The sequence below is a fragment of the Streptomyces sp. NPDC102441 genome, from assembly GCF_044765585.1.
Classification (GTDB): domain Bacteria; phylum Actinomycetota; class Actinomycetes; order Streptomycetales; family Streptomycetaceae; genus Streptomyces.
In genome coordinates this window covers 41,369-52,993 of record NZ_JBIWKH010000026.1, presented here as the reverse complement: position 1 = coordinate 52,993, position 11,625 = coordinate 41,369, and the positions used below count along the sequence as shown (strand labels likewise).

At 71.5% G+C, this 11,625-nt stretch carries 10 protein-coding genes; 8 read left to right on the top strand and 2 right to left on the bottom strand.

Going from position 1 to position 11,625, the window contains the following annotated elements; translation table 11 throughout:
• Nucleotides 1–366: 366 nt before the first annotated feature.
• Nucleotides 367–2,976: an ABC transporter permease gene (locus tag ACIREO_RS38175; protein WP_404119247.1), complete on the bottom strand. Its 2,610-nt coding sequence runs from the start codon at nt 2,974–2,976 to the stop codon at nt 367–369.
• Nucleotides 2,973–3,683: an ABC transporter ATP-binding protein gene (locus ACIREO_RS38170; protein ID WP_404119244.1), complete on the bottom strand. Its 711-nt coding sequence runs from the start codon at nt 3,681–3,683 to the stop codon at nt 2,973–2,975. The genes ACIREO_RS38175 and ACIREO_RS38170 overlap by 4 nt, the downstream gene beginning before the upstream one ends.
• 590 nt (nt 3,684–4,273) lie before the next feature.
• Between ACIREO_RS38170 and ACIREO_RS38165 the strand changes: the two genes are divergently transcribed.
• The 8 genes from ACIREO_RS38165 (at nt 4,274) to ACIREO_RS38130 (ending at nt 11,581) form a co-directional block, all read left to right on the top strand.
• Nucleotides 4,274–5,290 (top strand): methyltransferase, encoded by a 1,017-nt coding sequence (locus tag ACIREO_RS38165; RefSeq protein ID WP_404119241.1) that lies wholly within the window; start codon nt 4,274–4,276, stop codon nt 5,288–5,290.
• The gene (locus tag ACIREO_RS38160; protein WP_404119238.1) at nt 5,287–6,465 is read left to right on the top strand and encodes a tryptophan 2,3-dioxygenase family protein; all 1,179 of its coding nucleotides are present in this window, start codon (nt 5,287–5,289) and stop codon (nt 6,463–6,465) included. Before ACIREO_RS38165 ends, ACIREO_RS38160 begins: the two co-directional genes overlap by 4 nt.
• A gap of 104 nt (nt 6,466–6,569) precedes the next feature.
• Nucleotides 6,570–7,721: an enduracididine biosynthesis enzyme MppP gene (gene mppP / locus ACIREO_RS38155; RefSeq protein ID WP_404119236.1), complete on the top strand. Its 1,152-nt coding sequence runs from the start codon at nt 6,570–6,572 to the stop codon at nt 7,719–7,721.
• Nucleotides 7,721–8,899 (top strand): aminotransferase class I/II-fold pyridoxal phosphate-dependent enzyme, encoded by a 1,179-nt coding sequence (locus ACIREO_RS38150; RefSeq protein WP_404119233.1) that lies wholly within the window; start codon nt 7,721–7,723, stop codon nt 8,897–8,899. The genes mppP and ACIREO_RS38150 overlap by 1 nt, the downstream gene beginning before the upstream one ends.
• Entirely contained in the window at nt 8,896–9,693 is a 798-nt protein-coding gene (gene mppR / locus ACIREO_RS38145; RefSeq protein ID WP_404119232.1) for an enduracididine biosynthesis enzyme MppR, read from the top strand. Before ACIREO_RS38150 ends, mppR begins: the two co-directional genes overlap by 4 nt.
• A gap of 24 nt (nt 9,694–9,717) precedes the next feature.
• A complete protein-coding gene (locus ACIREO_RS38140) occupies nt 9,718–9,930 on the top strand; it encodes an MbtH family protein (RefSeq protein ID WP_404119230.1) in 213 nt (70 codons plus the stop codon).
• A complete protein-coding gene (locus tag ACIREO_RS38135; protein WP_404119228.1) occupies nt 9,930–10,799 on the top strand; it encodes an alpha/beta fold hydrolase in 870 nt (289 codons plus the stop codon). The genes ACIREO_RS38140 and ACIREO_RS38135 overlap by 1 nt, the downstream gene beginning before the upstream one ends.
• Before the next feature lie 35 nt (nt 10,800–10,834).
• Nucleotides 10,835–11,581, top strand: coding sequence for a polyprenol monophosphomannose synthase (locus tag ACIREO_RS38130; RefSeq protein ID WP_404119226.1), 747 nt, complete (start codon nt 10,835–10,837; stop codon nt 11,579–11,581).
• The last annotated feature ends 44 nt before the right edge of the window (nt 11,582–11,625 follow it).

Sequence of the window (11,625 nt, the reverse complement as noted above, 5' to 3'; positions counted from 1 at the left end):
AGCTTGGCCTGCGAAGGCGTACCGGCTCCACGTTCTTGAGCGGTGAGGAAACTGCCCGCCCGGTGCGTGTCCTCCGCGGGACGCCCGGCACAAGCCCGTGCCCTCCGCGGAACGCCCGGCACGGGTCCTTCGCGGCACGCGCGGAACGCCCGGCAGGGCTCCCGGGCCTGACGCGCGAAACAGGTGAGGCGTGGCCGGAGCCACGCCTCACCCGCGACAGCGGTCGGAAGCCCTAGGGTCTTTCGTTCGGGTCAGGCTGGATCAGGGAGCGGGGTCTGGTGCCGTGCCTCGCAAGGCGACGACAACGCCGCGAGGTGCGGTGCCAGGGCACGCGAGCCCAGCCTGACCCGAACGAGAGGCCCTACCTCACTCGGCCCGCGCGATCGCCTCCACGGCCGGGGGCCGCAGTGCGAGCCTGGCCGGCAGCATCACGGCGGGCCAGGCGATCACCGCGGCCGTGATCACGATGCCGAGGTAGGTCAGGGGCGGGACGGAGGGGACCACCGAGTGGCGTATCGCGTAGCTCATCCCGATCAGCGACGGCAGCGCCGCGATCGTGCCGACGACGACCGCGCAGAGCACGATGAGGCCCGCCTCCTTGCGCATCATCGACCGGACCTGACTGGTCCGGGTGCCGACAAGGCGCAGCAGGGCGAACTCGCGTCTCCGTGAGATCGTCGCCATGACCAGCGTGTTGACGACGGCGATGGCGAGATAGCCGAGCAGTACGGCGTTGAGCACGAGGCTGATCCCGGTGTCCGCGCCGCCGTCGGTCGGTGCGGCGGTGACCGCCGCGGCGTCGCGCACGCTCACCGTCGGGTGGTCCTTCAGCGCCGCGCCCAGGTCCGTCTCCCGGTCGGAGTTGACCATCAGCCACTGGTCGAGGTGGTCGGTGGTGTGCGCGACGACCACGTCGTGGGGCAGCGTGACGTCGCCGAAGCCGAGCCCGTTCTCGTAGACGGCGACCACCTCGGACTTCTGGACGGTGCCGTCGCCGAGGTGCACGTCGACATGGCCGCCCACATCCGCGCCGACCGTCCCGGCGACGAGGCGGCTGAGTGCGACCGTGGACCCGGTGAGACCGCCCAGGTCACCGCGGAGCACGTCCAGTTCCATGGTGCCCGGTACGGCCGCGGGGTCGACCCCCTGCGCCGTGGAGATCCGGTACTGGACGCTGTCACCGTCGGGCCAGGTGAGGATCGTGGAGGTCCGGGCGACCGGGCTGACCGTACGGACGCCGGGGACGTCCCGGAGCGCCTCGGCCAGGCCGGGTGAGATCCCCGCACTGTCGGAGGTCACCACATGGTCGGCGATCACGCCGTCGACGGCCTGGTCGTGCGCGGTCGCGGCGAGTGTCGTGGCGCTGAAGAGCTGTGCGGACGCCATGGTCACGCCCATGATCAGCGGGGTGGTGGCGGCGCTGAGCCGGCGGGCCCTGGCCCGGGAGTTGGCGATGGCGAGGAACCGGGTGACGTCACCCTGGCGGCGGCCGAGCAGCGTCGCGATGCCCCCGAACAGCCTCGGGCCGAGCAGGCCGACGGCGATCACCAGGAGCAGGGCGGAGCTGGCGGCGCCGTCGATGGCCGCCTCGCCGGGCAGCGCGATCGGCAGCACGATCGCGACGGCCAGGCCCGCGGGCACGAGCAGTACGCCGAGCGTGAGCCGGACCCAGCCGAGCTTCTTCGGTTCCACGGCCACGTCGCCGAGCGCCTCGACGGCACTGACCTTCGCCGCGCGCCGGGCCGCGAGCCACCCTCCGATCCGGGCCGCGACGACACAGATCAGCAGGGCGGACAGCACGGGCAGCGGCGTGATCACCAGCGAGAATCCGGACGGCAGCGCACCGGCCGCAGTGAACACGGTGTGCAGCAGCATGGCGAGCAGGATCCCTGGCACGGCGCCGAGCACGGCACCGGCCCCGCCGACGAGCACGGCCTCGCCGCCGATCATGCGCAGCACCTGCCGGGGGGTGGCGCCGACGGCCCGCAGCAGGGCGAGCTCGCGGCGGCGCTGCTGCACCGACAGGGCCAGCGTGCCGGCGACCACGATGATCACGAGCAGGATCATGGTGGCGCCGAACGCGCTGGCCACCTCGATGACGAAGGCCCGCATCTGTCCGACGTCGAGCGTCTCGACGTCGCTGCGGTCGTCGCCGGTGTACGTGGCCACGCCGGGCACGGCCTTCTCGATCCGGTCGGCGAGGCCGCCCTCGTCGGTCCCCTTCGCGGCCAGCACGCCGACCGCGTCGATGCTGTCGGTGGCGCCGTGGAGCCGGGCGGCGCGGTCGTCGGTGAAGAAGACCGCGGACTGCCGGTCGAGGGAGACCTCGGGCTCGGCGACACCGCTGACCCGGTACGTCCCCGGTTCCGACCCGGTCACGAGCGTGACCGTGTCCCCTTCGGCGACCCCGGCCCGCCGGGCGAGGTCGCTGTCGAGCACGACGTCGTCGGCCGCTCGTGGCCGGGTGCCCGAGCTGAGCGTGAACGGTGCCAGCACCGAGGCGGACCAGCCGTGCCCGTACACGGGCGGGCCGTCGAGTACGGAGTCCTTCTCGATGACGGACATGCGGACACTGACGTCCCCGACGGCGGACTCGACACCGTCGACCGCGGCGATCTTCGCGACGGTGCCGGAGGGCAGCCTCACCCGCTCGGAGAGCCGCGGGTCGGCGTCGCCCTCGACGGGCATGGCCTGGTAGCCGCCGACGACCACGTCCGCCCGGTGGTACCGCTCGGCCGGGACTCCCGAGCTGATGCCGGTCTCCAGCAGGACACCGCAGGCGGTGATCACGGCGGAGCCGACCCCGACGGCGACCAGCACGGCCGCGAAGCCGCCCTTGCGTCCGCGGATCGTGCTCCAGGCCAGCGAGAGGTTCTGGCGCGAGAGGGTGCGGACCTTCTTCTTCGCCTTCTTCGTCTTCCTGGCCTTCTCGGCCGCCGGCGGATCCACCGCCTCGGCCACGCTCCCGCGGCTCACCACTCACCCAGCCTGGTCATCCGGTCGGCGACCTTCTCCGGCGTCGGCCCGACGAGCTCGCCGGCCAGCCGGCCGTCGGCCAGGAAGGTCACCGAGTCCGCGTGCGAGGCGGCCACCGGGTCGTGGGTCACCATCACCACGGTCTGGCCGGTCCGGTCGACGACCTCCCGCAGCAGTTGCAGGACCTGCCTGCCGGTACGGGTGTCGAGGGCGCCCGTGGGCTCGTCGGCGAAGATCACGTCGGGTCCCGTGATGAGGGCGCGGGCGATGGCCACGCGCTGCCGCTGACCGCCGGAGAGCTGCCCGGGGAAGCGGTCACCCATGTCGGCGAGCCCTACGTTCGCCAGCTCGTCCCGCACCCGGTCGGCGGGGACCGGGGTGCCGGCCAGCCGGAACGGCAGGCCCACGTTGTCGGCGACGGTGAGCGGGTCGAGCAGGTTGTACGTCTGGAAGACGAAACCGACCCGTTCCCGGCGGATCTCGGTGAGCTCCTCCTCGTCCAGGCCGGTCAGGCGGGTGTCGCCGAGGGTCACGCCACCCTTCGTGGGCTGGTCGAGACCCGCCGAGCAGTGCAGGAACGTGCTCTTACCCGAGCCGGAGGGACCCATGATGGCGATGAACGTCCCGTGCGGCACCCCCATCGTCACGTCGTCCAAGGCTGTGACCGCATTGCGGCCGGAACCGTAGACTTTTGTCACGGATTCCAATAAGAGAGCATACCTACTGGTCACTGCACACCCTTTCCCCGTTTGCCGGAACGGTACCGGCCTACGCCCTCTTCGATCAACCCGGGTCCGGCGGAAAAGCGATTTTGAGCCGCGTCCGAAACCCTGCGAATAACGGCCGCCACCTTCGCTTTTCTTTTCGATCCGGCTTTCCCGGCGGTCCGCCCGGCCAGATCTCGACGTCCGGTAAACGGCCTTTCGACGGTAATGACCGGGTGAGGTACGGACTCGGCGACCACGGGGCCCGTGCTGCGTGCGGGTACGCCCGTCCGGCCTCCGGCACCGATGACCAGTGGTAGCCGCGGCCGCCTTCTCCCCGGCCTCCCCCAGCCGGATCGCACACCACGGACGGAACACGGGGCCCGTGAAGCGGCTCCGAACTGGGGGTTTCGCTCTGCGGTCAACAAGATGGCCGATCCCCCGTGCACGCCGAAATACTTCTCGACGACCCCGGAGGATTATTTACCGCCGGGTAATGGGCGTACCACGTCCGGAAATCTCGGCGGCCGCGTCGAAAACTCGCCGCGCCGGTAACGCTTGAAATTCCCTTGCATCGATGGGCAGCGAAAACAATGATTCCTGCGAATCTGGAACGCGCCGTCTACGGAATGTACGCCACCCACGCTCTGAGCGTCGCGGACCGGCACGGCGTCTTCGGGCACCTGACACGACACAGCGGCGACAGCGCCGGAAAGACGGCGGCCGCCCTGGCCGTCGACGAGGACACCCTGGAGCGGCTCCTGCTGGTGCTGTCCTCCTTCGGCGTCCTCGACTCGGACGGCGAGGGTTACTCGCTCGCGGCGGGCGTGCGGCCTTACGTGGACCGCGACGACCCCCGCTGTCTGATGGGGTTCGTCGACCACCTGACCGGCGGCACCGCCGAGCAGTTCGGGCGGCTGAGCAGCTACCTGGACGCGGGCAAGGCCGAGACCGACCGGGAGACACCGGCTCCGTTCGACGCCATCTACCGCGACGAGGAGTCGGTGGGACGCTTCCTGAACGCGATGTGGGGCCTGAGCCACCACGTCTCGCACGAGCTCGCCGCCCTGGCCGACCTGAGCGGTTCCCGGCAGCTGATCGATGTGGGCGGAGCCAGCGGGCCCTTCTCGGTGGCGGCCCTGAGCGCCTTTCCGCAGCTGCGCTCGACCGTGTTCGACCTTCCACAGGTCGCTCCGCACCTGGCCGCCCGGGCGACCGAGCACAAGCTGGGCGACCGGCTGGACTTCGCGGCCGGCGACTTCTTCCGCGACCCGCTGCCGGCCGGCGACTGCTTCGCCTTCGGCTACATCCTGTCCGACTGGGACGACGAGACCTGCGCGTCGCTGCTGCGCAAGGCGTACGAGGCGTGTCTCCCGGGCGGCCGGGTCCTGGTCATGGAGCGGCTCTTCGACGACGACCGGGGTGGCCCGCTCGCCACGGCCGTCATGAACCTCTCCATGCACTTCGAGACCCAGGGCCGGCACCGTACGGCGGCCGAGTACCTGGACCTGCTGCGTGCCGCCGGCTTCGAGGACGGCACGGTGCGGCGCTCCAGCGGCGACAAGCACCTCGTCGTCGGCGTGCGCGCCGAGAGCGGGTCCGAGCGGTGAGCGCCGTACGCGCCGTCGCCCCGCCCCGCTCACGGGAGCTGCCCGCGGCCTGCGCCGAGCTGGCCGGCCGGCTGCACGCGACGCCCCTCGCCGAACTGCCCGACGACGAGATCCTCCGGCTGTCCGAGCGCTACGACGCGGCGGTGACCGGGCCCGACACCGACGAGAACGAGATCCTGCGGCTGCTGACCCGGCAGTTCAGCCAGCGCCTCGACATACCCGAGTACTACCGCTACACCGGGATGCACGTGGCCGGCTGGTACCTCTCCCGGCGGGACGATCCGTACGAGGCGAGCCTGCTGCTCATGCACGCGCTCGTGGCCGACCTGGTCGCACTGGAGGGGCGCGAGGCCGGGCTGCACGAGACCACGGCCGAGGAGGGCGCGGAACGCGTGCGCCGGCTGGAGGCCGTGCTCGGCCACCTGAGCAGATCCCCTCTCGACGGCCCGGACCGCACCATGGCGAGCGCCGAGCTGGTCCGGCTCTCCGGCCATGACGACGCGCTGGTCCGTGACCTGCTGGTGGTCAACCGCTGTTCCGGGTTCCGCCGGTCGGACAAGCACGACGAGCACATCTTCATGCGCTCCGTGCAGACGTGCGAGATCGTCTTCTTCCTCGTCCGCTGGACCGCGCGCCGCGCGACCGAGGCCATCGGCCGCGACATCGGCGAGTACGCCCTGCGGATGAGCCAGTTCACCTCGGCGGCCGAGCTGCTGAACATCGTCTTCCACGCACTCCGGACGCTGACCCCGGAGCTCTTCATGGGCTTCCGGGACGCGACCGGGAACGCCAGCGCGGTCCAGTCGCTGAACTACCACCTGATGGAGCTGGTGGTGTACGGCTACGACGGACGTAAGGCCGAGATCTACGAGCGGTTCGCGCACCTGGCCCCGGTCGGCAGCCCGCTGCTGCGCGAGTTCACGTCCCTGCGGGACGCCGCGACCGGTTCCCGGGACGCCGATGTCCGCGAGGCGTTCGCCGCCGGCGAGACGCCTCTGCACACCTGGCGCGGCCGGCACTACGGCTTCGGCCGCCGCTATCTCCCGGAGATGACCGGGTCCGGCGGCACCGAGGGTGCCGGCTACCTCAAACGCTTCGTCGGAAAGACCGGACTCGCCTCCGGCGCCCGTACCGACGATGCCGAGCAATTGCTCGTCCAATTCGCCTTCTGCTGACCGGAGGTCACCCGATTCCTATCCCGGCGCCCGGGCGCCGGTGAGTCCCGGCACACGCCGTGGCTCCAAGCACGCTTCACCCGACACTCCCCTGAGAGGTGCTTGTGAACAGAATTATGCCGTCGGTCTCCGCGGAGAACCTGACCCAATTCGAGACCCTCGCCCTGGCCAGTTCGATGAATCTCGCCGACGGGCACGCCCGCCAGCAGCTCACGGCCGCACAGAGCAAGATCGTCGCCGAGCTGCCCAGCATGTGGGCCGAGGCGGCCCTGCGCCCGGTGGCCGAGATCGAGCAGGAGGCCGCCGAGTCGTTCTTCGGCATGCTCGGCCAGCACAGTCATCCGTTCGACGCCGGACGGACGCTGAGCTGCTACTCGTCCTCGCTGGCCATGGAGATCCTCGCCCGGTCGCTGGTCGCCACGTCGGACGCGGTGGCGCTGCTCCACCCCACGTTCGACAACATCCCCGACATCCTGCGCGGGGTCGGCCTCCGGCTCGTCCCGGTCGAGGAGGAGCAGGCACACGACGAGGACCTGCCGGCGGAGCTGCTCGAACAGGTCGGCTGTGTCTTCATCACCACGCCGAACAACCCCACCGGCCGGGTGATGACCGAGGGCCGCCTGCGCAGGCTCGCCGAACAGTGCGCCGAGCACGGTGTGGTGCTGGCCCTGGACACCTCGTTCCGGGGGTTCGATCCCGACGCCCAGTTCGACCACTACGCCGTGCTCGAAGCGAGCGGCTGCCGCTGGGTGGTCATCGAGGACACCGGCAAGCTGTGGCCCACGCTGGAACTCAAGATCGGCTGGCTGGTCCGCTCCGAGAACGTGGACCTGCCCATCGAGAAGATCCACTCGGACATCCTGCTCGGCACCTCACCGCTGATCCTGCTCATGGTGAAGCGGTTCTCCGACGACGGGGCGGACGGCGGCCTGACCGAGCTGCAGCGCACGATCGCCGACCACCGGGCCCTCGTGCGCGGTGAGTTCGCTGACGTGCCGGACATCAGCTTCGTCGACGACCACGCCCGGGTCAGCGTGGAGCGCCTGCACGTCGGCTCGCGAACGGGCATGGACGTCTGGTCGGCGGTCCGCTCCCAGAGCCTCTACGTGCTGCCCTGCCAGAAGTTCCACTGGGCGAGACCGCACGAGGGCGAGCGGATGCTGCGCCTGGCCCTGTCCCGGAACCCTTCCACCCTGCTCGCCGGTGCGCGGGTGCTGCGCTCGGCCCTGCTGGACACGCTGGAGCTGCAGGGCTGATGGTCCGACCGGACACGACGGTCTCCCCGCTCCCGCACGCCCGTTGGTGGCGTGCGGGGGTGGTGCAGGCCGTCTCCCCGCCCGGGGTCATCGACCTCGGACCCGGCTACCTGGAGCCGGGCCTGCTGCCGGTCGACGAGGTGCTTCCGCTCTACGCGGAGGCGCTCACCGAATTCGGTCCCGCGGCGCTCGGCTACGGCGCCAACGCCGGAGCCGATCCGCTCCGCGCCCTGCTGGCAGCCCGGCACGGCTGCGCAGCCGAGGAGATCATGGTCACCGCCGGCACCTCGCAGGCGCTGACCTTGCTGTGTACCGTCCTCGGCCGGCCCGGCCGGTCCGTCGTGGTGGAGCGGACATGCTACGACCTGGGCCGGAGCATCATGACCGACCACGGTCTTCGCCTGCGCGAGGTGGACGCCGACGGTGAGGGCGTACGGCCGCGGTCCCTCGACCGTGCCCTGTCCCTGGGCGACGACGTGGCGTTCGTCTACCTGACGCCGACCTTCCACAATCCGACCGGCACGGTCGCGGGCGAACAGCGCCGCAGGGAGCTGCTCGCGGTCGCCGCCCGGCACGGCGTGCCGATCGTGGAGGACGACGCGTACGGGGAACTGAACCTGGACCGCCCCGCACCGCCGCCCTCGCTCGCCGCGCTGGCCGGACGGCGGGGCGTGATCCGGCTCGGGTCGTTCGCCAAGACCCTCGGCCCCGGCCTGCGGCTGGGCTGGCTGGAGGCCGAACCCGGCGTCGTCGGGACCCTGACCGGCCGCGGGCAACTGGTCAGCGGCGGGTCGCTCAACCACCTGACCTCGCTGGCCGTGGCCATGCTGATGGGCGACGGCCGCTACGACCTGCGCCTGTCCTGGCTGCGTGACCAGCTCCGGCTGCGGCGCGACACGCTCGTGGCCGCCCTGCGGGCCGGCCTGGGCGATTCGGTGACCGTCGACCGTCCGGCCGGCGGCTACTTCGTCTGGCTGGCCTTCGACCCGCGCCGCAGCGAGGCGTCGTTGCTCGACGCGGCCGGCCGGGCAGGCGTCGCGGTGGCACCGGGCTCCCGCTTCGGCAGCGCGGCCGGCACCCATCTGCGGCTCGCGTACAGCCTCAACTCGCCCGACCGTCTGGCGGACGCGGCCGTACGGCTCGCCACCGCCTGGAGAAATGAGGAAACCCTCCGATGACCACATCCCTCGTCAGCGGCCTTCGCGGCTACAGCCTTCCGCTCTCCCCGTCCGGTACCTCGGCCACGCTGACTCCTCCGCCGTGGCACTTCTCCGGCGAGGTCGTCATGGTCGACTACCAGGTGGATCCGGAGGCTGCCGCACGGTTCCTCCCGCCCGAGCTCGGCCCCGGCGCCGAACCGGGGCAGGCCGCCGCGGTCTTCGCGAACTGGCAGTGGTGCTCGGAGCCGGGCGCCGAGCTGGCCGATCCGGGCGCCAGCCAGTTCAGCGAGTTCCTGATCCTGCTCGGCTGCGAGTACCGCGGCCGGCGCCTGGCCCGTTGCCCGTACGCCTGGGTCGACCAGCCCGTGCCGCTGCTGCGCGGCTGGGTGCAGGGGATGCCGAAGCAGTTCGGCGAAGTGCATCAGACCCGGCCGATGCGCGTCGGCAGGGCGGGCCCCCTGGGCTCCGCCGCGGGCACCTACCACGGCACCGCCGCGACGGGCGGCCGCCGGATCGCCCATGCCTCGGTGAGCGTGACCGCCCCGGCCGCCGAACCGCCGGCCCTCCACACCGTGCCGCTGGTGCACAGCCGGGTCCAGCCGCCCTGGATCGACGGTGAGCAGCCGCCCGTCGGGCTGGTGACCTCGACCGTCACGGGCGTCGAGTTCTCCGAGGTGTGGTCGGGCGACGCGACCCTTGAGATCTTCGACGCGCTCGACGCGGACTTCGCCTCCCTGCGGCCGGTCTCGGTCGGGCGAGGCCACGTCTTCGGATACGCCGAGACGCTCGTGTCCGGCCAGTCACTCGCCTGAACCCATTTCTCGAAGGAGCAGTTGATGACCAATCCGTTCGACGACCCTGACGCGGCCTTCCAGGTCCTGGTCAACGACGAGGGCCAGCACTCGCTCTGGCCCGCTTTCGCGGCCGTTCCCGAAGGGTGGTCGGTCTCGCTGGCCGCCACGGACCGCGGGACATGTCTCGCGTACGTCGAGGAGCACTGGACCGACATGCGCCCGAAGAGCCTGGCCGACCGCATGACCGCACGCTGATGGGCGTCGCGACCGTCGGCGGCACACGGCTGCACTACGACGACCTGGCACCCGACGGCCGGGAGGACCCGGAGCCGGTCGTCCTGGTCATGGGCGCGGGCGGTCGCGGCCGGGCATGGCACCTGCACCAGGCACCGGCGCTCACCCGGGCCGGCTACCGGGTCATCACGTACGACTCGCGGGGCGTGCCGCCCAGCGACCCCGGTGAGCCGGGACTGACGGTCGGTGATCTCGCCGCCGACCTGGCGGGGCTCATCGAGCAGCTGCACGCAGGACCGTGCCGGCTGGTGGGGACGTCGCTCGGGGCGCACGTGGTGGAGGAGCTGCTGCTGACCCGCCCCGACCTGGCCACCGCCGCCGTGCTGATGGCCACCCGCGGCCGGAACGACCGGTTTCGCGAGGCCGCGGCCCGGGCCGAGATCGAGCTGCTGGACTCCGGCATCACGCTGCCGCGCCGCTACCACGCGGCCATGCAGGCCATCCAGAACCTGTCCCCGCACACGCTCGACGACGACCTCGCGGTGTCCGACTGGCTTCCGGTGTTCGAGCAGGCGCTGTCCGGCGGCCCCGGACTGCGGCATCAGCTCGCGGTCACACCGGGCCCCGGCCGTCTCGCGGCCTACGCCGCGATCACCACACCCTGCCTGGTCCTCGGCTTCGCCGACGACCTGGTCACACCTCCGCACCTGGTCGCCGAGGTGTCACGTGCCATCCCCGGCGCCGCCCACCGGCTGATCCACCGCGCGGGTCACTACGGGTATCTGGAGCAGCCGGAGGAGGTGAACCGGCAGATCCTGGAGTTCTTCCGCCGTGTCCCGGCCCGCCCTCTCGCGCGGGCGAGCCGCGCGGCGCCCCCGGGCGCCGGGTGACCCGCCCCTGGACCCTTCCGATCGAGGAGCTGCCGATGGCCGTCGTATCCCCGAAGACCGTTGTCGTCGTGCCGACGTACAACGAGCGGGACAACCTGCCCGTACTGGCCGGTCTGCTCGCGGATCTGCCGGTGCCGAATCTGCATCTGCTCGTGGTGGACGACAACTCACCCGACGGCACCGGCGAGATCGCCGACAAACTCGCCGCCGAGGCGCCGGAGACCGTCGGTGTGCTGCACCGCGACACCAAGGACGGACTCGGCCGCGCCTACCTCGCCGGGATGACCCGTGCGCTGGACGAGGGCGCCGACGTCGTGATCCAGATGGACGCCGACCTCTCGCACCCCGCCTCGGTGATCCCGGCCCTGATCGACACGCTGCTGACGAGCAACGCCGGCGCCGTGATCGGCTCGCGCTACGTGCCCGGCGGCTCGACCGCCTCCGAATGGCCCTGGTCCCGCAGAGCCCTGTCCGCCTGGGCCAACACCTACGTCAACGCGATCCTCCGGCTGCGCCTGAAGGACTCCACCGCCGGGTTCAAGGCGTGGCGGGCCGGGACCTTGCGGGCCATCGGCCTGAACTCCGTGCGGAGCAACGGCTACTCCTTCCAGGTAGAGATGAACTACCGCGCCGTACAACGGGGGTTCACCGTCCTCGAGGTGCCGATCCGCTTCGAGGAACGCGGGCAGGGCGCGTCGAAGATGAGCCTCGGGGTGCAGCTCGAATCCGCCCTCACCCCGTGGAGGCTGCGCTTCGGCGGCAGGCGCGGTGCGGACGGGTGACGCGGACGAGACCGGTGTGGGGTGGTGATCCGGCCGAAAGGCCC